Origin of the sequence: Citrobacter sp. RHBSTW-00859 (assembly GCF_013729795.1) — a bacterium.
Taxonomy (GTDB): Bacteria; Pseudomonadota; Gammaproteobacteria; order Enterobacterales; family Enterobacteriaceae; genus Citrobacter; species Citrobacter braakii.
Genome location: NZ_CP056285.1, coordinates 128,411 through 147,612, shown reverse-complemented (window position 1 = coordinate 147,612; position 19,202 = coordinate 128,411). Strand labels below are relative to the sequence as shown.

Below are 19,202 nucleotides of genomic sequence, written 5' to 3'. Positions count from 1 at the left end.
GAAGCGGTCATGATCTTCCCTTGAAGGCCCGCAGCAGCCGCGTCACAGACAGGACAAACAAGCCGGTCAGCGTGAGGGCTGCAATACCCCAGTGCTCCCCGATGAACGCGCCGGCCGTCGTGCCGGCTAGCACAATGGCGAGAATCGGCAAATGGCAGGGACAGGTGAGCACGGCCAGCGCGCCCCACAAGTAGCCGGTGATCGGTTTGTGCGTCTCAGACGGCAAGTGCTCTGGGCTGTTCATGGCAGACTCTCCGCGTGCTGTGCCGGTTCGGTTGGCATGGCGGCCAGTTGCATTTCGAGGCTGGCCAGGGCCTCGCGCCGACGCTCGACGAGTTGCCGCAACACGGCAAGCTGCGCAGACGCACCGTCACCGTCCGCAGCATCCAGCGCCCGGCACAGCCGCGCCAGTGCGTCCAGGCCGATACCCGCTTCGAAGGCAGCCCGTACAAAGCGCAGCCGTTGCAACGCGGTGTCATCGAACAAGCCGTAGCCGCCCGTGGTGTACGCGACCGGCCGTAGCAATCCGCGCAGCAGGTAGTCGCGCACGATATGCACGCTCACCCCGGCATCAAGGGCCAGCCGGGACACTGTGTAGGCGCTCATTGAACACCTCCTTTTCCTCATCCGGCGCAGCACGAAAGCTGCTTCACGTCCTTGCTGAAGGTCTGCGCCGCGAGCTTCAGCCCTTCGACCATGGTCAGGTAGGGGAACAATTGGTCGGCCAGTTCCTGCACGGTCATACGGTTGCGAATGGCGAGCACCGCCGTCTGGATCAGTTCACCCGCTTCCGGGGCCACCGCTTGCACGCCGATGAGCCGTCCGCTACCTTCCTCGATGACCAGCTTGATGAAGCCGCGTGTGTCGAAGTTGGCAAGCGCACGCGGCACGTTATCCAGTGTTAGCAGGCGACTGTCGGTCTCGATCCCGTCGTGATGTGCTTCCGCCTCGCTGTAGCCCACGGTGGCGACCTGCGGGTCGGTGAACACCACGGCCGGCATTGCGGTCAGGTCCAGGGCCGCATCGCCGCCAGTCATGTTGATCGCCGCACGAGTGCCGGCCGCTGCCGCCACATAGACGAACTGCGGCTGGTCGGTGCAGTCGCCGGCCGCGTAGATGTTCGGGCTACTGGTGCGCATGCCCTTGTCGATGACGATGGCCCCCTGCGCATTGACGGCTACCCCCGCCGCTTCCAATGCCAGGCTGCGCGTGTTCGGTGTCCGGCCGGTGGCGACCAGCAGCTTGTCGGCGCGCAATTCACCGTGCGTGGTGGTCAGCACGAATTCACCGTCCATATGGGCGACCTGGCTGGCTTGCGTGTGCTCCAGCACCTCGATGCCCTCGGCACGGAAAGCGGCTGTCACCGCCTCGCCGATGGCCGGGTCTTCACGGAAGAACAAGGTATTGCGCGCCAGGGCCGTGACCTTGCTGCCCAGCCGGGCAAAGGCTTGCGCCAGCTCCAGCGCCACCACCGACGAGCCGATTACGGCAAGGCGTTCGGGAATGGTGTCGCTCGCCAGGGCCTCGGTGGAAGTCCAGTAGGGTGACTCTTTCAAGCCCGGAATCGGCGGGACCGCCGGGCTGGCACCCGTGGCGACCAGGCAGCGGTCGAACATCACGACGCGCTCGCCACCCTCGTTCAAACTAACGATAAGGCTCTGGTCGTCCTTGAAACGCGCTTCACCGTGCAGAACGGTGATGGCTGAATTGCCGTCCAGGATGCCTTCGTACTTGGCATGACGGAGTTCTTCGACACGGGCCTGCTGCTGGGCCAGCAGCCGCTCGCGCAAGATCGTCGGCGGTGTGGGTGGCATGCCGCCGTCGAATGGGCTTTCCCGGCGCAGATGGGCGATGTGGGCGGCGCGGATCATGATCTTGGACGGCACACAACCGACGTTGACGCAGGTGCCGCCGATGGTGCCGCGCTCAATCAGCGTGACCTGCGCGCCTTGCTCGACGGCCTTCAGTGCTGCCGCCATCGCGGCTCCACCGCTACCAATGACGACGACCTGCAACGGGCGTTCGTTGCCACTGGGCTTATCAGCGGCCCCTATCCAGCCGCGCATCTTGTCGAGCAGGCCGGCGCGGTTGTCCGTCGGTGGCGCATCGGCAAGCGTTGCCTCGTAGCCCAGTCCGGCCACGGCGGTAGTCAGCGCATCCGATGACGTGCCCGCCTCAATGGCGAGTTGCGCTGTGCCCTTCGGATAGGACACCAGCGCCGATTGCACGCCGGGCACTTTCTCCAAGGCTTCCTTGACGTGAGCCGCGCACGAGTCGCAGGTCATCCCGGTGATTTTCAGGGTGGTCATGTATTTTTCCTTTTCTGTGGTGGCTACGGCTGTTGCCGTCAGCCACGTTGTTCTGGCAATTCACAGCTGTCCGGCCCGCAGCGGCGATGTGCTGGCGAGATGAAATCCCAGACCGACACCCCAACCATCAAGGCCAGGCCGACATAGAGCAGTCCACCGCTCTGCCAGCCGTAAGCCCGCATTAAAAACACCGCTGCCAGCACCAAGATCGGGCCTATCGTGCCGAGCGCCGTGCGTCGCCACTGTCGATGATTGAGCCAAGCGATAGCATTGGCGAGTAACGCGATGCCGGCGAACATCGGCAGCAGGATGCCAATGAATAGCCCCTCGTACTGGCTCAAGAAGCCCAGTCCGATGGCCGCGCCAAAGCTGGCGATGGCAGGAAAACAGGCGGCGCAGCCCATCGCGGAAACGACGCTGCCGAGCGCGCCGGTTTTGCCAGCGATGCGCGTGATGAGTCCCATGTGTCGCTCCCGAGTTCGGTTAACGGATCAGCGTTTGAGGCTGGACGGATAGCCCGCGTCCTCGGTCGCCTTGGTCAACTTCTGGACGTTGGTCTTGGCATCGTCGAAGGTGACGACGGCCTGGCGCTTGTCGAAACTTACGTCGGTCTTGCTCACGCCCTCAACCTTGGAAAGCGCGTGCTTGACAGTGATCGGGCAAGAGGCGCAGGTCATGCCAGGCACGGACAGCGTGACGGTCTGGGTGGCGGCCCACACGGGGGCAACAACGGCAGCGAGGGCGAGGGCGGCAAACAGTTTTTTCATGATGAACTCCTGTGATTAATAGAAAAATGGCATGACGTAGGGAAATCCGAGCGAGACCAGGACCAGCGCGGCCACGATCCAGAAAATGAGCTTGTAAGTAGCTCGCACTTGGGGAATCGCGCAGACCTCACCCGGTTTGCAGGCTTGCGCCGGGCGGTAGATGCGCCGCCAGGCGAAAAACAGCGCGACCAGCGCTGCGCCGATGAAGATCGGGCGATAGGGTTCCAGCACCGTCAGGTTGCCGATCCATGCCCCGCTGAACCCCAAGGCGATCAAAACCAGCGGCCCCAGGCAGCAGGCCGACGCAAGAATGGCGGCCAGCCCACCGGCGAAGAGCGCGCCGCGCCCGTTTTGTGGTTCAGACTTTTGTGGTTCAGACTTTTGTGGTTCAGACTTTTGTGGTTCAGACATACGCTTGTCCTTTCAAATTTGGTTTGGATAGCTTAAGCTTACTTCCGTAGTTATGTACGGAGTCAAGCGATATGCAAATTAATTTTGAGAATCTGACCATTGGCGTTTTTGCCAAGGCGGCCGGGGTCAATGTGGAGACCATCCGGTTCTACCAGCGCAAGGGCCTGCTGCCGGAGCCAGACAAGCCCTATGGCAGCATTCGCCGCTATGGCGAGGCGGATGTAACACGAGTGCGGTTCGTGAAATCGGCCCAGCGGCTGGGCTTTAGCCTGGACGAAATCGCCGAGCTACTGCGGCTGGAGGATGGCACCCATTGCGAGGAAGCCAGCGGCCTGGCCGAGCACAAGCTCAAGGATGTGCGCGAGAAGATGGCCGACTTGGCACGCATGGAGGCCGTGCTGTCTGAACTGGTGTGCGCCTGCCATGCGCGGAAAGGGAACGTTTCCTGCCCGCTGATTGCGTCACTGCAAGACGGAACGAAGCTCGCTGCATCGGCGCGGGGGAGTCACGGGGTGACTACGCCTTAGCGTGCTTTATTTTCCGAATTCTGAGACGACCCCTTTAAGGATAAAACAATGCGACGTTGTCTGCGGATAGTGTGGGGAACTCTGTTTATTTTCGCCTTTGCGGTACAGGCGGAAACAAAGGTTTATGGCGAACAACGCGTCAGCGGCTGGTGGAACTGGCTAAAAGACGATGTCTCGCAAACCTGGAATCAGCCGCAAAACTACGACCTGTATCTGCCATTTCTCAGCTGGCACAACCGCTTTATGTACGATAAAGAGAAAACCGATAACTACAATGAGATGCCGTGGGGCGGGGGATTTGGTGTCTCAAGATATAACGAAGAAGGTAACTGGAGCTCACTCTACGCGATGATGTTTAAGGATTCGCACAACGAGTGGCAGCCGATTATCGGCTACGGCTGGGAGAAGGGCTGGTATCTGGACAGTAGTCGCGATTTTCGCCTGGGGCTTGGGGTGACCGCCGGGATCACCGCCCGAGAAGACTTCGCCAACTACGTACCGCTACCGATTATTTTGCCGCTCTTTTCCGCCAGCTATCGCCGCCTGAGCGTGCAGTTCACCTATATTCCCGGCACCTACAATAACGGCAACGTGCTGTTTGCGTGGCTGCGCTACGGTTTTTAAGAGGGCATCAAATCGTAATCACCTTTTTCACCAGCGAATTGGACAGCGCTAGCATTGAAATTAACACCGAGGCGATGAACGTCAGGACAATCAGCATTAACTTGGTTCCCAGCGAGCTAATTGGGATAAGCGCGGTCAGCAGATGAAAAACGGAGTAGTGAAGAATATAGACGCCGGTCATCGTTTTGCTGATAGTCGCCAGAATGGTCTCTTTAAACTCGCTGTTTTTACGAAACCGCACGCCGTTGGCGGCAATCACCAGCGCCACCACCAAAATATAAATTTGTGATCCGGTAAGAATGAACGCATTTCTGTCAGCCTTAAACAGGGCGAAGAAGAAATGGCGCTCGTAAAACCAGGTGAAGAGATAAATAAACGGAATGGCGATCATCGCGCCTTTCACCACTCTCTCGCGGGTCAGCCAACTGGCGACCAGCGGATCGCTGAACAGCTGGCCGGTCAGGTAAAACAGCAGCCAGGTCCACAAACGGTACTGCGGGGCCAGGCTCAGCGCATGAACATCAGGATACAGCGCGGACAGCAGATCGTAGCCATATGAGAGCAACAGCAGCGCAAATACCACGCCGAAAAATAGCTTGCGTCGCTGGCTGAGCCACTCGATAAGCGGATGAAAGGTGTAAATCACAATAAAGGCAAAAACAAACCACGGCTGGATAAGATAACCGCGCTGGTAGGGTTCCCAGAGATAGTACACTGTCATCCAGAACAGGAAGACGATAACTACGCTTTTGATTTTACCCATTTGCCACTGCGCATCGTGCCGTGACTGCGAATCCAGATAGCCCGCCACCACAAAAAACAGCGGCGTGGCTATGGTCGAAATAAACGTCAGAAAACCGAGGATCCAGTGATAGTCGTAATCATAGTGATCCCGGGTGTTATAAATGGTGAAGAAGGTCACCGCCGTCATGCATCCCAGCGTTTTAATAATATTTAATCCGGTACTGTTCATTATTGTGGCTTCATATCCTTAGAGCCTATCCCATTAGGCTATTTTATTTGCCATTTTGGTCCTGGGCAGTGCTCACAAGCCTCACGTACTGCGTGTACGCTTCGGTTGTTGCGCGCTGTCCGTGCCCAAACTGGCTGCAACAATATACGCCTACTGGGATAGGCTCTTATTATGGAAACAGGCGTAAATCACTGGCAGAACCAGCAGCGTCAGAATAGTAGCAAAACCCAGACCAAACATAATAACTACCGCCATACTCTGGAAGAAGACATCCAATAATAAAGGGGCCAGACCGAGAACGGTGGTGAAGGCGGTCAGCAGAATAGGGCGCAGACGCGAGGTGGCGGCATAAATAATGGCTTCCTGCTGCGCTTTTTCCTGCTTCTGCTGCTCAATTTCCTCAACCAGCACGATGCCGTTACGAATCAACATCCCGCTCAGGCTAAGCAAGCCTATCAATGCCATAAAGCCAAAAGGAATACCGGTAATCAAAAAGCCTGGCGTTACGCCAATCAGCGCCAGCGGCACCGTCAGCCAGATAGCGATCGCGTTTTTCAGCGAGCTGAACATCAGCACAGTGATAACAAACATCACCAGGTAACCCAGCGGCAGGGTGGTGAACAACCCCTGCTGCGCTTCGCGGGAATTCTCCGCGTCGCCGCCCCACTCAATACTGTAGCCGTGCGGTAGGGCGAGGGCATCGATTTGCGGCTTCACGCGCGCCAGAATATCGCCTGAGGTTTGATTGCTCAGCGGATCGGGGTCGGTCTGCACGGTCAGTACGCGGCTGCGGTCGCGGCGCAGGATCAAAGGATCTTCCCACTCGAGATTAAAGCCGCTGACCACGTTACTGAGCGGGATATACTGCTGGCGGTTTTGGCTCCAGACCAGCACATTATTCAGGTGGTTAGCATCCTGGCGCTCGGCGGCTGGTGGGCGAACCACCACCGGCAGCAGGTCAGCCCCTTCGCGATAGAGTCCCGCACGGCTACCAGAGAAATTCATCTCCAGCGCGTTATCGATATCCTGTTTATCTACTCCCAGTTCGCGGCCTAAGCTGGCGGAATATTGTGGGCGGATAACCTTGCTGCGGTTCTGCCAGTCGTTGCGCACGCCGTCGGTGGCCGGGTCTGCGGAGAGAATATCGCCCACCTGGCTGGCGAGCAGGCGCAGGCGGTCGGGATCCGGGCCTTTGATGCGCACTTCAATGGCGCTATCGCCGGAAGGGCCGAACATCACGCGTTTGCTGCTGGCATTAACCTGCGGATAGTTGCGCGCAATATAGCTGTCAACATGCTGCGTCAGAGCGTTAATACTGCGCTGGTCGTCCATGCGTACCATGATCTGCGCGTAGTTGCTGTATTGCCGTTGCCCGCTGTAGGTGAGGATAAAACGCATACTGCCCTGACCAACGGTGGCGATGGTGGTGACAACGCCCGGCTGGCCGTTAATCGAGGTTTCAATATCGCTGGCCATCTTTTCGGTTGTCGCAATATCAGTGCCATAGGGAAGCCAGAGGTCAACAAAGAAGATAGGCGTGTTCGATGAGGGGAAAAAGTTCTGCCGCACCGAGCCGAATCCCCATATTGAAGCTGCCAGCAGCGCCGCCATGACGGTCAGGGTGATCGCTTTGCGCATCAGTAGGGTGTGCAGAATCTGCTGATAAATGCGATAAAAGCGCCCGCTGTAGGGGTCGGTATCCGAGGTTTCAGCAGGCGGCTGTTGCCCTTTGAACAGCCACCATTTAATCAGTACTGGCGTGATGGTTAACGCTGAGAACCAGCTCAGCATGAGTGAAATCAGCAGCACCTGGAGCAGTGATTTGCAGTATTCTCCGGTGGAGTCCTGCGACAGGCCAATCGGCGCAAAGGCGAGAATAGCAATCACCGTCGCCCCCAGCAGCGGCAGCGCCGAGCGGCGAATCACATAATTAATCGCCGTGAGCAGCGTCGACCCCTGCTGGCGGGCAATGAGTACCCCTTCGACGATGACGATGGCATTATCGACCAGCATACTCAGGGCGATAATCAGCGCCCCCATCGAGATACGCTGTAGCTCGATGCCCCACAGATACATAATCAGCAGCGTACCGAGCACGTTAAGCGCTAACGACAGGGCAATAATGATACCGCTGCGCACGCCCATAAAGATCAGCAGCACGCCGACGACAATGGCCAGTGCCATCAGGAAGTTAGTGATAAAGCCGTTCACCGAGTGAGCCACTTCTGCAGCCTGGTCGTAGAACAGGTCAATTTTGATCCCTGCCGGTTTTTCCGCCGACATCTGATCCAGTTTGCTTTCCAGCGCGCGACCAACGTCAATGACGTTGACGCCGGGAATAAACGACACCCCCATAGTGACCGCCTGGCGGCCATTAGCGTGATAAATGCTGGAAGGAGATTCGCTGAGTCCGCGCGATAGCGTGGCAATATCGCGCAATCGCGTCGCTGAACCTGAGCCGTGCGGGCTGATTAACAAATCGCCCAGCTCGTCGAGATTTTCAAACTCCCCCGTTGGATGCAGGCGAATTGACTCGCTGCCGGATTTAATCTCACCGGCGTTAGACACTACGTTCAAGCGACTGAGGATTGCCGCCAGTTGGTTGAGCGTGATACCGCGGGCGGTCATTTTTGCCAGCGAGATATCGATATTGATTTGTTGTGGGATCGCACCGCCGATAGCGACTTTGCCAACGCCGGGAACCAGCACCAGTTCGCGCCTGAGCTGCTCGGCGTAGCGGACCAGCTCAGGGTTGGTAAAGCTCTCGCCGGAGATAGCAAAGAAGAAGCCAAAGACATCGCCAAAATCGTCGTTCACAAAGGGGGAGGCCACGCCGGGCGGGAACATCCGGGCGGCGTCTCCTACCCGACGGCGCAGCTCATCCCAGATTTGCGGCAGCTCGCTGGAGTGATAATTCGAGGCGATATTGACGGTGATTTGCGACAGACCATTGGAGGAAATTGAGCTGACGTTGTCCAGATAGGGCAGCTGTTGCAGCGCGTTCTCCAGCGGCAGGGTGACTTCTTCCTCAACCTGCTGCGCCGAGGCTCCCGGATAGTGGGTGATGACCACGGCGGTCTTGATGGTAAACGCCGGGTCTTCCAGGCGACCGATATTCAGCAGGGCGAAAATACCCCCGATGCCCAGCAGTAAAATAGTCAGCCAGACGCGAATCGGGTTGTTAATAAACTGACGAGAGATATCCATTACAAACCTCGTTCACGCGTCCAGATTCGAACCGGTTGCTGCGCATGCAGTTCACTGACGCCTGCCGCCACGACGCGCTCGCCGACGCTAAGCCCTTCGGTAATGACCACTCCCTGAGAGGTGACCTGGCCGACGCCAACTTTTCTGTCCTCAAGCTGTAGCTGTTCGCCTTCGCCTTTAACTACCCAGACGTGGGGCTCATTGCGCTGGCGATTATCCGGATTAAATACCGCTTCAACCGGCACCACGACGGCTTTATCGCCCGCGCTGGCGGGCAGGTTTGCCAGATTGACCGTCACGGTCCCACTCACGCCGCCCACTGACGGAAAATCGGCCGGGCGCGGCATGGTTAAAATGATCTGCCAGGTCAGAGTGTTGCTGTCGCTGCTACCGGTATGTTCTTTATATTCGGCGGTGAACTGACGGTCCGGCATAGAGTTGATTTTCACCACCGGACGATACTGCGCATTGCGGATATCAATAGTCGTAAAAAGATTCTCCGGAATGCTGAACACCACGTCGAGCAGATCGGTTCGCGTCAGGGTGACGATCGGCTGTCCGGCGGCGACAACCTGGTGATTACGGATCGGGACGCTGGCGGCAATACCGCTAAACGGCGCGGTGAGCGTCATTTGACTTAGCTCTTCGCGGGCGATTTTTAGCGCAGCGTTGGCGGAATCACGGTTGGCCCGCTGGATATCCATTTCCGCTTTTGAAATGGCCTGGCGACCGGCCAGCGTCTGGAAGCGGTCGAACTGCCGCTGAGCGAGGGTTGCTGCGGTCTGCCGTTCGTTGACGCGTTGCTGCGCTTCCCGGGCGTTGAGCCGGGCGAGCGCTTGCCCCTGAGAGATACTGGCTCCCTGACGCACATCAAGGGATTCAATCTGTCCGCCGCGTTTGAACGACAGATCGGTAGAATCCCCGGATTCAATACGGGCAGGAAAAATGCGCTGCTGTGAATCACCAATGGCGACGACATCCGCAACTTTTACCATCCGCGGCAGCGGGGTAACTTGCGGTGCTTTCTGATCGCAAGCCGTTGTTATTAAAATAACAACGGGAATGAGAGAAAAATAACGGTTCACTGTATTCCCCTCGGTGCTAAAGGTTTTATTTTACATATTTTTCACAAATGCCGGCTTTATTCAGCCAGCGCTGAGACCACTAAATAGGTAAATAACCCGGAAGCCGTACAGGCGATTATTGCCAGGGCAATAAACAGGCTCAGGCGAAACAGGCTGTAGCCGAACATTGCTCCTCCTCTGGTATCAACCTTGTGCTAAGTAGATTCTTATCTACATAATTGTTGAATGGTTTTTAGAGGCGCGCAGGCCTCTGATAATGAGCATAGTCGTTGAAAAAAGGAAATGTTAAAAAGAGTAAAATTTGCGGTAATGTTGACGATTTTGCTGGGTTTTCAGTTGAATTGTCTGAGGTCGACTGAGTCTGTGATATTTTTCAATATATTAATTGGCATCTTAATAATGTTAATCGCCGTGTGCTACGTTTAATTATACCCATCATACTTCGAATCGAGATTTCTTCCTCAGCGCCATTGTCTGCGCTGTTTTCACCACCTTTTTTTATAGGTAATAAAAGGATTGTCTCTATGTATAAAAATATCCTCGTCCCGGTTGATGTGTTTGAAACCGGCCTTGCGGACAAGGCTTTGTCCCATGCTCAATTCCTCGCGCAAAGCTCCTCCGGGCAGATTCATTTACTCAACGTCATCCCGACATTTTCTCCTGCACTGACGCGCGGATTTATTTCCGATGCGCGAAAAATGGAAGACTATCTGGTTAATAATTCAAAAGAAAAACTCGCTGAACTCATCAATAAACTCTCTCTGAAGGAAAGCGATGTCCAGATTCATATTCGCAGCGGCAACGTCCGCGATGAAGTGACGAAACTGGCAGATGAACTGAAGGCGGATGTGGTGATCATTGGCTCACGCAATCCCAATATTCAAACCCATCTGTTGGGTTCAGAGGCGGCAAGTATCGTGCGTTATGCCCATGTGCCGGTTTTTGTGGTGCGCTAAGGGCAGCCTGAGGCTGTCCTGATTTCCGTTACAGGAGTGAGGAGATAACTATGAATACAGAAAAACCGGGCGGCCCGTTTTATCAGCTCTCCGTGGATGAAACCCTGACCAGCACCAACAGCACTCCCGATGGCATCAGCAGCGCTGAAGCGACGGCGCGCTTACAGCAGTACGGTGAAAATGCGCTACCGCAAAAAGCGGGTAAACCGGCATGGCTGCGTTTTCTGGCGCATTTTAATGATGTGCTGATTTACGTCTTGCTGGCGGCGGCGCTATTGACGGCGGTGATGGGCCACTGGGTCGATACTCTGGTGATCCTCGGCGTGGCGGTGATCAACGCCCTGATTGGTCATATTCAGGAGAGTAACGCCGAAAAATCGCTCCAGAGCATTCGCAATATGCTCTCCAGCGAAGCGGTGGTGGTTCGTCAGGGGAATCATGAAACCATTCCGACCACGGCGCTGGTTCCCGGCGATATCGTGGTGATCCGCGCCGGCGACCGCATTCCAGCAGACCTGCGGGTTATCGAAGCGCATAACCTACGGGTGGAAGAGGCGATTCTGACCGGTGAATCAACGGTGGTGGAGAAAAGTACCGAAGCGCTTAGCGGCGAACTGCCGTTGGGTGACCGGACGAACCTGTTGTTCTCAGGCACCACGGTAAGCTCCGGCGGTGGCAAAGGCCTGGTGGTGGCAACCGGTGGCGATACCGAGCTGGGCCACATTAACCAGATGATGGCGGATATCGAGAAACACCGTACTCCGCTGTTGGTGCAGATGGATAAGCTCGGCAAAGCCATCTTTATCATCATTCTGGTGATGATGGCTGCGCTATTCGTCTTTAGCCTGCTGTTCCGCGATATGCCGGTTTCTGAACTGATGCTGTCGCTGATTAGCCTGGCGGTGGCGTCGGTACCGGAAGGGCTGCCGGCGATTATCTCGATTATCCTCTCGCTTGGCGTGCAAACCATGGCCCGGCAGAAGGCGATTATCCGCAAGCTGCCGACGGTCGAAACGCTAGGGGCGATGACGGTTATTTGCTCGGATAAAACCGGGACGCTGACCATGAACGAGATGACGGTTAAGGCCGTTATCACCGCCGATAAAGTCTATCGGGTGGAAGGGGACAGCTACGAGCCGGTGGGGAATATTCACCCGATCGATGAGCCGGACCCGATAACCGTCGCGCCGGGCACGCTGCTGGAGCGCTATCTGCGCACCATCGACCTGTGTAACGACAGCCAGCTAATCAAAGATGAAAGCGGGTTGTGGAAAATCACTGGCGGCCCTACGGAAGGGGCGCTGAAGGTGCTGGCGGCGAAAGTGACGCTTTCGCCGGCGAGCACCGAACTGCGCAGTAAGATCCCCTTTGATTCGCAATACAAATATATGTCAACGCTGTACCGCATCGGCAATGAGGAGACGATTTTAATTACCGGTGCGCCAGATGTGCTGTTCCGCCTGTGTCAGCATCAGCAAACCGACCATGGGCTGGAGCCGCTGGACCAGCCGTATTGGGAAGCGAAAATTGAAGAGTACGCGCGGGAAGGGCTGCGCATGGTGGCGGCAGCGTGGAAACCGGCGGCTGACGGGCAAACCGAACTCACCCATCAGGATTTGCAGCATGGCGTCATTCTGTTAGGGATCGCCGGGATGATGGACCCGCCGCGACCAGAGGCCATTACCGCTATCGGCGACTGCCTGCAGGCGGGGATCCGCGTGAAGATGATCACCGGGGACCACCCGCAAACGGCGATGAGTATCGGCAAGATGCTGGGGATCGGCAACGCCGGGAACGCCATTACCGGGCGCGAGCTGGAGGTGATGGACGATACCCAACTGAGTGAAGCGGCGCAGAAATTCGATATTTTTGCCCGTACCAGTCCGGAAGATAAGTTCCGTCTGGTTCAGGCGCTGCAAAGCAGGAAAGAGGTGGTCGGGATGACCGGTGATGGGGTGAACGACGCCCCGGCGCTGAAGCAGGCCGATGTTGGTATCGCGATGGGCATCAAGGGCACCGAAGTGACCAAAGAGGCCGCTGATATGGTGCTGACCGATGATAACTTCGCCACCATCGCCAGTGCAGTCAGGGAAGGGCGGCGGGTTTACGATAACCTGAAGAAAACGATCTTGTTCATTATGCCAACCAACCTGGCGCAGGGGTTGTTAATCATTATCGCGCTGCTGGCGGGGAATTTGATTCCGCTGACGCCGGTGTTGATTTTGTGGATGAACATGGCGACGTCGGCCACGCTGTCGTTTGGTCTGGCGTTCGAAGCCGGTGAAAAGAACATCATGCGCCGTCCGCCGCGCGATCCTAAGCTGCATGCGATGGACGGCTTTGCCATCTGGCGGGTAATTTTTGTCGGTTCGATGATCGCCGTGAGCGCCTTTGTGCTGGAGGCCTGGCTACAGCCGCGAGGCTACTCACCTGAGTTTATCCGCACCGTACTGTTGCAGACGCTGGTCACCGCACAGTGGTTTTATATGCTCAACTGCCGGGTGGCGGATGGTTTCTCACTGAGCAAAGGGCTGCTGGCGAACCGGGGTATCTGGATTGTCAGCGGCGTGTTGCTGGTGCTGCAACTGCTGATTATCTACGCGCCGTTTATGCAGATGCTGTTCGGTACCGAAGCGCTGCCGTTCCGCTACTGGGTGATCACCTTTATTATCGGTTTTGTGATGTTCCTGATTGTGGAAATTGAGAAGCCGCTGACGCGCAAGTGGCGCACGGCCTGAGTCATTCCCGGAGGCGGTGCTGCGCACCTGTCCGGGCTACCAGACAGCCGCATAATCGGTAGCCCGGACAGACGCAGCGCGCCGCCACCGTGGAAAACCAAAAAACAAAAGCCGACGCATAACGCGTCGGCTTTTCCGTTTCAGACAAAGAACACGATCTTAATCGATCAATCTTTGAGTTTAACCGGGTTATTACGATAGGCCGCCAGCTTCGCGCGCATCCAGCTGCTGCTGTTGTTATTGACCGCGCTCACCACGCCAGTGGTGGCACCGCCGCCGACCTGCACATGGAAAATACCGCGTGACGGGAAATCCACATATTTTGGTTCAGTGAAATCCCACTCATGACGCTTGAAGGGGTCGGTTCCGGCTGAGGGCGAAATGACACCCTAAGCGTTAGCTCTGTGTCGTTGCACGATGTCAGCGACGGTATTCTTGCTGATACCGAGCTCGCGTGCGATCCAGCGATAGCTGCGTCCCTCGGCCCTCATCGCAACCACCTTAGGCAAAAGTCGGTCTGATTTTGGTCGCACTCCGGCCTGACGACCAAGCCTCTTACCACGTGCCTTCGCAACAGCAAGGCCTGACTTGACCCGCTCGCTGATGAGATCCCGCTCAAACTCCGCAATGCCGGAAAGAAACGTCGCCAGCATTCGTCCATACGGCGACGAAAGATCGAACGCCATTCCATTCATGGCTATCACGGAAACCTTCCAGTTCTCCAGTTCACGTAGCGTATTGAGCAGATCGAGCGTCGAGCGCCCCCACCGGGAAAGCTCAGTGACCAGGATTGCATCAATTTGTCTGGACTGGGCAAGCGCCAGGACTTTCTTTCGCTCGGCCCGGTCGAGTTTAGTTCCTGAACCTGTTTCCTTAAATATTCCCACCACGTCGTAGCCGGCACGGCCGGCGAAGGCTCGCAGATCAAATTCCTGGCGTTCACAAGACTGATCCGCTGTTGAAACCCGGCAGTAAATGGCGGCACGATGTCCCAATTGAACCCTCCTGGATTTTTGTATCGGAACGCCCTGATTTATATGGGCTGGCTGTTGTCCAAAACAGACTATACTTCAAAAGGGACGAATTTGTATGTCACGACGCCATATTTTCACCGAACGGCAGCGAGCAGCGCTGTTCGATCTGCCCACGGACGAACTGTCGCTACTGAAGTTCTACACGCTGGGCGATGATGACCTGGAAAACATTAGGCAGCGCCGCAGACCGGAAAACAGGATTGGCTTTGCCCTGCAACTTTGTGCCTTACGATATCCGGGCCGTGCACTGGCTCCTGGTGAGATGATCCCGCGTGAAGTCCTTTCCTTCGTCGGTGCTCAGCTTGGAGTTCCGGCTGATGCGCTTCTCACTTATGCCACACGGCGCCAAACCCGTCAGCAGCACATGGACACGCTGCGCGAAATTTACGGCTACAAGACCTTCACGGGCCGTGGTGCCCGTGATCTGCGGGAGTGGACTTTCGGCCAGGCCGAAGATGCCAGATCAAACGAGGATCTTGCTCATCGTTTTATTGTGCGGTGTCGGGAAACTTCCACCATTCTGCCCGCAGTATCGACAATCGAGCGCTTGTGCGCGGATGCTCTGGTCGCCGCTGAGCGGCGGATTGAAACGCGGATTGCGGAAAATTTAACAGCGGATGTTCGCGATCACCTGGACAAACTTCTGAGTGAAATGCTCGCCGGCAATATCAGTCGTTTCATCTGGCTTCGCAACTTCGAGGTTGGTAACAACTCGGCTGCTGCTAACCGTTTGCTCGACAGGCTCGAATTTCTGCGTACCCTGAATATCAATCATAGTGCTTTGGCCAGCATACCTGCCCATCGCATTGCCCGGCTGCGTCGGCAGGGTGAACGCTACTTCACCGACGGTTTGCGTGACATCACTTCGGACCGCCGCTGGGCGATCCTTGCCGTCTGTGTTGTGGAGTGGGAAGCGGCGATTGCTGATGCCATAGTCGAAACCCATGACAGGATCGTAGGAAAAACCTGGCGGGAAGCGAAGCGCCAGCATGACGAAACAATTTCCGGCTCTAAAGCCACACTCACGGATACGATCCGTACCTTCACCGCGCTGGGAGCTTCGTTGCTTGAGGCCCGCAGTGACGGAACCCCGCTGGAGATGGCTGTCGCCAGTTCGGTTGCATGGGACCGGCTCGCTCAACTGGTAGCGACAGGGACTCAACTCAGCAACACGCTAGCCGATGAGCCTCTTGCATATGTCGGGCAGGGATACCATCGCTTTCGTCGTTATGCGCCCCGCATGTTGCGCAGTCTGAAGCTCGAAGCCGCGCCGGTCGCCGGACCATTGGTAGCAGCAGCTTTGTCGATCGGAGAGATGAAAGGTGTTGCATCGCCAGAAAGGCGTTTCCTGCGGCCCAGCTCCAAATGGAACCGTCATTTACGAGCTCAGGAAAAAGGAGATACCCGTCTTTGGGAAGTGGCGGTACTCTTTCACCTCCGGGATGCTTTTCGTTCCGGAGATATCTGGCTCGCTCATTCGCGCCGCTATGGTGACCTCAAGCAGGTACTGGTGCCGATGATCGCGGCGCAGGAAAATGCAAAACTGGCCGTGCCTTCCAACCCACAGGATTGGCTGGCAGACAGAAAGGCGCGACTCACGATCGCTCTTAAGCGGCTGGCCCGGGCTGCCCGTAACGGCACTATTCCGCACGGTAGCATAGAAGATGGAACGTTGCGGATCGACAGGTTGACAGCAGACGTGCCGGATGGTGCCGAGGCACTCATACTGGATCTGTATCGCCGAATGCCGTCCGTTCGGATTACCGACATGCTGCTTGAAGTTGATGCAGCCCTTGGTTTCACAGATGCGTTTACCCATCTGAGAACCGGGGCTCCATGTCGCGACCGGATCGGTCTGCTCAACGTCCTGCTCGCTGAAGGGCTCAATCTGGGCCTGCGTAAGATGGCGGAAGCTACAAACACGCATGATTACTGGCAGCTCTCACGCCTTGCCCGCTGGCATGTTGAAAGCGAAGCCATGAACCAGGCATTGGCAATTGTGGTGGCCGCGCAGGGTAAACTGCCGATGTCACGCGTCTGGGGGATGGGCACGTCAGCATCGAGCGATGGTCAGTTTTTCCCGACAGCGCGGCATGGCGAAGCCATGAACATGGTCAATGCCAAATATGGTTCTGTTCCCGGCCTCAAAGCGTATACTCACGTAAGCGACCAGTTCGCGCCATTCGCTTGTCAGTCGATCCCGGCGACCGTGAGCGAGGCACCGTATATTCTCGATGGACTACTGATGAACGAGGTCGGTCGCCATGTTCGCGAACAGTATGCCGATACAGCAGGATTCACCGACCATTTGTTCGGAGCCAGTAGCCTGCTCGGCTACAATCTCGTTCTGCGAATCAGGGATCTGCCATCGAAGCGGTTGTACGTATTTAATCCCGATACGACCCCCAGGGAGTTACGCAAGTTGGTAGGTGGAAAAGCCCGGGAGGATCTTATCGTTGCGAACTGGCCTGATATTTTCCGTTGTGCCGCGACGATGACCGCTGGCAAAATCAGGCCCAGCCAACTCCTGCGCAAGCTCGCTTCTTACCCACGACAAAACAACCTTGCAGTTGCGCTTCGTGAAGTTGGTCGTATTGAACGGACCCTTTTCATTATTGAGTGGATCCTGGATACGGACATGCAGCGGCGTGCTCAGATCGGTCTTAACAAGGGAGAGGCCCACCATGCGCTCAAAAATGCGCTCCGTATCGGGAGGCAGGGGGAAATTCGCGATCGCACGACAGAGGGGCAGCACTACCGAATCGCTGGGCTCAATTTATTGACTGCGGTGATCATTTACTGGAATACCGTCCATCTTGGTCATGCCGTCACGGAGCGGCGGAACGAAGGGTTGGATGTTCCCCCTGAATTTCTTCCCCACATATCCCCATTGGGCTGGGCGCACATTCTACTGACTGGCGAATATCTTTGGCCCAAGGAACCGAAAGCTTAGGGTGTCATTTCGCCCTCAGCCGGAACCGACCCCTTTTACTGCAAACAGGCACTTCCAACCATAAAATCGACTACTTAACCATAATTCAACATAAGGTTCATTATGCGCACTTAGATTGTAATGGCTCAATAGTAATGTCCGCCTGTGGCTCAATTCAGATGTCCGCGCTATGGTAAGCTTCACTGGTCCGTTTAAACTACCGGGAGGCATATCATGAGCGCAGAAAGCTCAGGAGTGTTTACTTTGAAAGAGATCAACCGGATCAAGATTATACAGGACGTCATTGAACGTCGCATCACAACGCGCCGTGCGGCCGAGCACCTCGGTATCAGCGACAGGCAATGCCGCAGACTTCTTGCCCGTTACCGTGAAGGCGGACCGCTTGGTATGGCCAGCAGACGATGTGGCATGCGTGGTAACCGCCAGTTGCCACCCGGGCTCGCAGATCAGGCTCTGGAACTGATCAAGACGCGTTATGCTGATTTCGGTCCGACTCTGGCGCGTGAAAAGCTCGAAGAACTCCACGGACTGTTTCTTGGCAAAGAAACTGTCCGGCGCATCATGGTGCGGGCTGGCTTATGGGTTCCCCGTAAACAACGTGCCGCAAGGATCCCTCAACCACGGTACCGGCGTCCGTGTACTGGTGAGCTGATACAAATAGATGGCTGTGATCACGACTGGTTTGAAGGCCGTGGCCCGGCCTGCACCGCGCTGGTCTATGTTGATGATGCAACCAGCAAACTGATGGAACTGTTGTTTGTTAAATCGGAGTCCACGTTTTCTTACTTCGAAGCCACGCGGCGCTATATCGATAAGCATGGTAAACCGCTGGCACTGTACAGCGATAAAGCCGGTGTTTTTCGTGTTAACAATAAACACGCCACAGGCGGAGACGGGCATACTCAGTTTGGGCGAGCCATGCATGAACTGAACATCCAGACTATCTGTGCAGAAACCAGTCCCGCCAAAGGGCGTGTAGAACGAGCTCACCTCACTTTACAGGATCGTCTGGTCAAAGAGCTGCGGTTACAGGGCATTTGTTCAATGGAGGCTGCAAATGACTTCGCTGAGGCCTATATGGCTGACTATAACCGCCGTTTTGGCAAAGTACCGCGACATGATTTTGACGTACACCGTGCTGTAGAACATGATGAGGACCTGGGGCTTATTTTCACTGTTCGTGAAAAACGTAAAGTCTCAAAATCGTTGACGATACAATATGATAAAATGTTGTACCTGATTGAAGACAGCGAACTGAGTCGCCGTGCAATAGGTAAATATATCGATGTGTATCACTATCCTGATGGCAGAAAAGAGCTGCGCCTGAACGGTACGCTACTTCCCTACTCTACCTACGACCGACTGTCAGAAATCGACCAGGGCGCGATTGTCGATAACAAGCGTCTTGGCCGAACCCTGGAGTTTATCAGTCTGGTGCAGAGCAAGCGGGATAACACGCGCTCTCAGTCAATTCCCGCTGGAGATGGCCCTTCCCGACGACGGCCAAAGCAGGAAGGGAAGAAATCCCAGCGCTCACTGGATAATGATGACATGCTCGAAGCACTCAAACAGCTTCAGTCACGTTCAGAGGACATTTTTGGTAAAAGAGCCCGCTGAT

At 56.1% G+C, this 19,202-nt stretch carries 17 protein-coding genes; 6 read left to right on the top strand and 11 right to left on the bottom strand.

Going from position 1 to position 19,202, the window contains the following annotated elements; all coding sequences use genetic code 11:
• Positions 1 to 7: 7 nt before the first annotated feature.
• From merE to merT, 6 genes are read right to left on the bottom strand one after another with little or no spacing between them, the layout of a single operon-like run.
• A complete protein-coding gene (merE, locus tag HV302_RS26755; RefSeq protein ID WP_001087807.1) occupies positions 8 to 244 on the bottom strand; it encodes a broad-spectrum mercury transporter MerE in 237 nt (78 codons plus the stop codon).
• Positions 241 to 606 carry a mercury resistance co-regulator MerD gene (gene merD / locus HV302_RS26750; protein WP_001277466.1) on the bottom strand — a complete coding sequence of 122 codons (366 nt, stop codon included), beginning with the start codon at positions 604 to 606 and terminating at the stop codon, positions 241 to 243. The genes merE and merD overlap by 4 nt, the downstream gene beginning before the upstream one ends.
• Before the next feature lie 17 nt (positions 607 to 623).
• Positions 624 to 2,309, bottom strand: a complete 1,686-nt coding sequence (merA, locus tag HV302_RS26745; protein WP_000209296.1) for a mercury(II) reductase — start codon at positions 2,307 to 2,309, stop codon at positions 624 to 626.
• A gap of 38 nt (positions 2,310 to 2,347) precedes the next feature.
• Entirely contained in the window at positions 2,348 to 2,773 is a 426-nt protein-coding gene (gene merC, locus HV302_RS26740) for an organomercurial transporter MerC (RefSeq protein ID WP_000522996.1), read from the bottom strand.
• 27 nt (positions 2,774 to 2,800) lie between these two features.
• A complete protein-coding gene (merP, locus tag HV302_RS26735; RefSeq protein ID WP_000732275.1) occupies positions 2,801 to 3,076 on the bottom strand; it encodes a mercury resistance system periplasmic binding protein MerP in 276 nt (91 codons plus the stop codon).
• A gap of 15 nt (positions 3,077 to 3,091) precedes the next feature.
• Positions 3,092 to 3,487, bottom strand: a complete 396-nt coding sequence (gene merT, locus HV302_RS26730) for a mercuric ion transporter MerT (protein WP_001294653.1) — start codon at positions 3,485 to 3,487, stop codon at positions 3,092 to 3,094.
• A gap of 71 nt (positions 3,488 to 3,558) precedes the next feature.
• Between merT and merR the strand changes: the two genes are divergently transcribed.
• Both merR and pagP read left to right on the top strand, forming a co-directional pair.
• The gene (merR, locus tag HV302_RS26725; RefSeq protein ID WP_001166628.1) at positions 3,559 to 4,014 is read left to right on the top strand and encodes an Hg(II)-responsive transcriptional regulator; all 456 of its coding nucleotides are present in this window, start codon (positions 3,559 to 3,561) and stop codon (positions 4,012 to 4,014) included.
• Between the two features lie 48 nt (positions 4,015 to 4,062).
• The gene (gene pagP, locus HV302_RS26720) at positions 4,063 to 4,638 is read left to right on the top strand and encodes a lipid IV(A) palmitoyltransferase PagP (protein WP_045270086.1); all 576 of its coding nucleotides are present in this window, start codon (positions 4,063 to 4,065) and stop codon (positions 4,636 to 4,638) included.
• Between the two features lie 7 nt (positions 4,639 to 4,645).
• On the opposite strand, the gene HV302_RS26715 is transcribed toward pagP, so the two are convergent.
• From HV302_RS26715 to HV302_RS26705, 3 genes are all read right to left on the bottom strand, one after another.
• Positions 4,646 to 5,569 (bottom strand): acyltransferase, encoded by a 924-nt coding sequence (locus HV302_RS26715; protein ID WP_024196075.1) that lies wholly within the window; start codon positions 5,567 to 5,569, stop codon positions 4,646 to 4,648.
• Positions 5,570 to 5,761: 192 nt separating this feature from the next.
• Entirely contained in the window at positions 5,762 to 8,818 is a 3,057-nt protein-coding gene (locus tag HV302_RS26710) for an efflux RND transporter permease subunit (RefSeq protein WP_191212347.1), read from the bottom strand.
• A complete protein-coding gene (locus HV302_RS26705) occupies positions 8,818 to 9,903 on the bottom strand; it encodes an efflux RND transporter periplasmic adaptor subunit (RefSeq protein WP_016241530.1) in 1,086 nt (361 codons plus the stop codon). The genes HV302_RS26710 and HV302_RS26705 overlap by 1 nt, the downstream gene beginning before the upstream one ends.
• Before the next feature lie 524 nt (positions 9,904 to 10,427).
• On the opposite strand from HV302_RS26705, the gene HV302_RS26700 reads away from it, so the two are divergent.
• Positions 10,428 to 10,859: a universal stress protein gene (locus tag HV302_RS26700; RefSeq protein WP_016241528.1), complete on the top strand. Its 432-nt coding sequence runs from the start codon at positions 10,428 to 10,430 to the stop codon at positions 10,857 to 10,859.
• Positions 10,860 to 10,909: 50 nt separating this feature from the next.
• Positions 10,910 to 13,597, top strand: coding sequence for a cation-transporting P-type ATPase (locus tag HV302_RS26695; RefSeq protein ID WP_016241527.1), 2,688 nt, complete (start codon positions 10,910 to 10,912; stop codon positions 13,595 to 13,597).
• A gap of 167 nt (positions 13,598 to 13,764) precedes the next feature.
• Here the strand turns inward: HV302_RS26695 and HV302_RS26690 are convergent, their stop codons facing one another.
• Together HV302_RS26690 and HV302_RS26685 are read right to left on the bottom strand one after the other, a co-directional pair.
• Positions 13,765 to 13,914, bottom strand: coding sequence for a hypothetical protein (locus HV302_RS26690; protein ID WP_176564481.1), 150 nt, complete (start codon positions 13,912 to 13,914; stop codon positions 13,765 to 13,767).
• A gap of 72 nt (positions 13,915 to 13,986) precedes the next feature.
• The gene (locus HV302_RS26685; protein ID WP_000509966.1) at positions 13,987 to 14,592 is read right to left on the bottom strand and encodes a recombinase family protein; all 606 of its coding nucleotides are present in this window, start codon (positions 14,590 to 14,592) and stop codon (positions 13,987 to 13,989) included.
• A 94-nt stretch (positions 14,593 to 14,686) separates the two neighbouring features.
• Here HV302_RS26685 and HV302_RS26680 point away from each other — a divergent pair, with 94 nt between their 5' ends.
• Positions 14,687 to 17,584, top strand: a complete 2,898-nt coding sequence (locus HV302_RS26680; protein WP_191212346.1) for a Tn3-like element Tn5403 family transposase — start codon at positions 14,687 to 14,689, stop codon at positions 17,582 to 17,584.
• Positions 17,585 to 17,797: 213 nt separating this feature from the next.
• A complete protein-coding gene (locus HV302_RS26675; protein ID WP_001567368.1) occupies positions 17,798 to 19,201 on the top strand; it encodes an ISNCY-like element ISKpn21 family transposase in 1,404 nt (467 codons plus the stop codon).
• Position 19,202: the final 1 nt, after the last annotated feature.

Excerpts from the sequence above, each read along its gene's own strand:
- merE (WP_001087807.1), bottom strand. The coding sequence starts at position 244 with ATGAACAGCCCAGAGCACTTGCCGTCTGAGACGCACAAACCGATCACC.
- merD (WP_001277466.1), bottom strand. The coding sequence starts at position 606 with ATGAGCGCCTACACAGTGTCCCGGCTGGCCCTTGATGCCGGGGTGAGC.
- merA (WP_000209296.1), bottom strand. The coding sequence starts at position 2,309 with ATGACCACCCTGAAAATCACCGGGATGACCTGCGACTCGTGCGCGGCT.
- merC (WP_000522996.1), bottom strand. The coding sequence starts at position 2,773 with ATGGGACTCATCACGCGCATCGCTGGCAAAACCGGCGCGCTCGGCAGC.
- merP (WP_000732275.1), bottom strand. The coding sequence starts at position 3,076 with ATGAAAAAACTGTTTGCCGCCCTCGCCCTCGCTGCCGTTGTTGCCCCC.
- merT (WP_001294653.1), bottom strand. The coding sequence starts at position 3,487 with ATGTCTGAACCACAAAAGTCTGAACCACAAAAGTCTGAACCACAAAAG.
- merR (WP_001166628.1), top strand. The coding sequence starts at position 3,559 with ATGCAAATTAATTTTGAGAATCTGACCATTGGCGTTTTTGCCAAGGCG.
- pagP (WP_045270086.1), top strand. The coding sequence starts at position 4,063 with ATGCGACGTTGTCTGCGGATAGTGTGGGGAACTCTGTTTATTTTCGCC.
- HV302_RS26715 (WP_024196075.1), bottom strand. The coding sequence starts at position 5,569 with ATGACGGCGGTGACCTTCTTCACCATTTATAACACCCGGGATCACTAT.
- HV302_RS26710 (WP_191212347.1), bottom strand. The coding sequence starts at position 8,818 with ATGGATATCTCTCGTCAGTTTATTAACAACCCGATTCGCGTCTGGCTG.
- HV302_RS26700 (WP_016241528.1), top strand. The coding sequence starts at position 10,428 with ATGTATAAAAATATCCTCGTCCCGGTTGATGTGTTTGAAACCGGCCTT.
- HV302_RS26695 (WP_016241527.1), top strand. The coding sequence starts at position 10,910 with ATGAATACAGAAAAACCGGGCGGCCCGTTTTATCAGCTCTCCGTGGAT.
- HV302_RS26680 (WP_191212346.1), top strand. The coding sequence starts at position 14,687 with ATGTCACGACGCCATATTTTCACCGAACGGCAGCGAGCAGCGCTGTTC.
- HV302_RS26675 (WP_001567368.1), top strand. The coding sequence starts at position 17,798 with ATGAGCGCAGAAAGCTCAGGAGTGTTTACTTTGAAAGAGATCAACCGG.